2 protein-coding genes are annotated in these 2,250 nt (G+C 69.6%); both read right to left on the bottom strand.

The window, feature by feature from the left end; translation table 11 throughout:
* A partial coding sequence (locus ACFWF3_RS32930) for an ABC transporter permease (protein WP_379317798.1) occupies window positions 1-1,478 on the bottom strand: 1,478 nt, incomplete at its 3' end.
* A partial coding sequence (locus ACFWF3_RS32925; protein WP_379317796.1) for an ATP-binding cassette domain-containing protein occupies window positions 1,475-2,250 on the bottom strand: 776 nt, incomplete at its 5' end. The genes ACFWF3_RS32925 and ACFWF3_RS32930, both read right to left, overlap by 4 nt.

Genomic DNA, 2,250 nt, shown 5'->3' with positions numbered 1-2,250 from the left:
AAGCTGCCCAGCGAGCCCAGCACGAAGATCACGATCATCGCGCTCAGCACGCCCCACGCGAGTGCCGCGTACTTGGGCAGTGCGCCGAACAACAGCATCGCGATGGCGGTGACCACCCAGACCGCGGGCAGTTGTACCGCGACCGCGCCCAAGGATTCGCCGACCTTGCCGGGGAGGTCGCCGTCTGTCGCACCCCAGACGATGCCGATCGCCAGGCCCGCGGTCAGCAGGGCCACGGCGGGTCCGCCGATCGCGAACAGCAGGTGGCTCGACGCGTAGCGCACGCGGCTCACCGCGGCGGCCAGGACCGTCTCCGCGCGCCCGGAGTTCTCCTCCTCGTGCAATCGCAGCAGCGCCGACACGGAGTAGGCGGCGGCCGCGGCGGCCAGCATGGTGACGGCGTAGGCGATGAACGACTTCTCCAGATCGGCCGACCCGCCCATCGAGGTGACCACGTCCTGCAGGGTGCCGCTGTCGTCGAGCATGCCGCCGATGCTGTTGACCGCACCGCCGATGAGCAGACCGTAGAGGGCGAAACCGGTCGTCCAGGCGAGCAGCGAACCTCGCTGCAGCCGCCAGGCCAGACCCACCGGACCCGACAGCGCGGTGCCCGCGACGGCCGGTCCGGGTCGGTCGGCCAGCAATCCCGCGCCGATATCGCGTGTCCGCAGCAACCGATAGGCGAGCAGCGTCGCACCGGTGGCGAGGGCGGCCATCGGTACGAGCACCCACCAGCGTTCGTCGGCGAACGGGCGGATCTGCAGGCACCACCCCAGCGGCGAAAACCAGGACAGCACACCGTTTCCCGCATCGCCGACCGCACGTACCGCGAACGCCGCGCCCAGTGCGCCCAGCGCGATGCCACGGGCAAGCCGCGCGCCGGTGCTGACCTGCGCGGCGACGGCGGCCACCGCACCCCAGACCACACCGGAGCCGGCGAGTGCGGCGCCGAAGGCGACCGACCCTCCGGCAGGCAGATCGGTGGCCATCAGTGAAGCGGCACAGACGATTCCGGCAACCGCCGAAGCACCGTAGGTGAGCAGGAGTGCTCCGGTGAGGCCGGCGAAGCGGCCGATGCTGGTGGCGCCGACCAGTTCCGCGCGCCCGGTCTCCTCCTCGACCCTGGTGTGGCGGATGACCGTGAGTACCGCGGCGATCGCGATCATCGCGTACATCGCCCCGGCCTTCCAGGTGCCGATGGAACCGAGTGCCGAGCTGAAAACGGGTCCGTACATGGCGATCAGCGCGGGGCTGGCCGCCGTGGTCGCCGCGAAGTGGTCGAGTTGTTCTCCGGTGGTGTAGATGTCCTTGATCGACACGATCTGCAGCGCGGGCATCAGCCCGATCAGCAGCGACCACAGCGGCGCGACCACCCGGTCGCGGCGCAGATACAGGCGCAGCATCTGGCCGGTGCCGGCGAATTCGCCTGCGGTGCGGGCAGTTCCGGCGAAACGGGGGAGAGCGGCTGTCGCAGTCATGCCCGCACCTTCTCCGCGGTCTCGGCGTCGTCGACGTGGTAGTGGCGAAGGAACAGATCCTCTAGCGTCGGTGGTGCGCTGGTCAGGCTACGGACCCCCGCGTCGCCGAGTACCCGGATCAGTGCGCCGAGGTGGTCGGCGTCGACCTGGCAGCGCAGGGTCGAACCGTCTCGTTCGACATCGCCGACCCCGGGCATCGTGCTCAGATCGCCGGGATCGCCGATCAGGTCGGCGGTGATGGCAGTGCGGCTCAGATGGCGCAGGTCGTTGAGCGAACCGGATTCGACGGTACGCCCGGCGCGGATGATGGTGACCCGGTCGCACAAGTGCTCGACCTCGGACAGGATGTGGCTCGACAGCAGCACCGTCGCGCCACGGGCGGCGGCATCGCGCACGCAGTCCTGGAAGACCTGCTCCATCAGTGGGTCCAGACCCGAGGTGGGCTCGTCGAGGATCAGCAGATCCGCGTTCGCCGAAAAGGCCGACACCAGTGCGACTTTCTGCCGGTTGCCCTTGGAATAGGTGCGCGCCTTCTTGGTGGGGTCGAGTTCGAAGCGTTCGATCAGCTCGCCGCGGCGTGACTCGTCCAGCCCGCCGCGCATGCGGGCGAGCAGGTCGATCGTCTCACCGCCCGACAGTGACGGCCACAGCGTGACATCGCCGGGGACATAGGCGATCCGGCGATGCAGGTCGACCGCATCGGTCCAGGGGTCTCGGCCGAAGACCGCGGCGTCGCCACCGGTCGCGCGCAGTACTCCGAGCAGGATTCGGA

Source organism: Nocardia sp. NPDC060220, assembly GCF_042727815.1.
Taxonomy (GTDB): Bacteria; Actinomycetota; Actinomycetes; order Mycobacteriales; family Mycobacteriaceae; genus Nocardia.
Note: the sequence above shows the minus strand (reverse complement) of the source record. Positions and strands in the feature narration are given on the sequence as shown.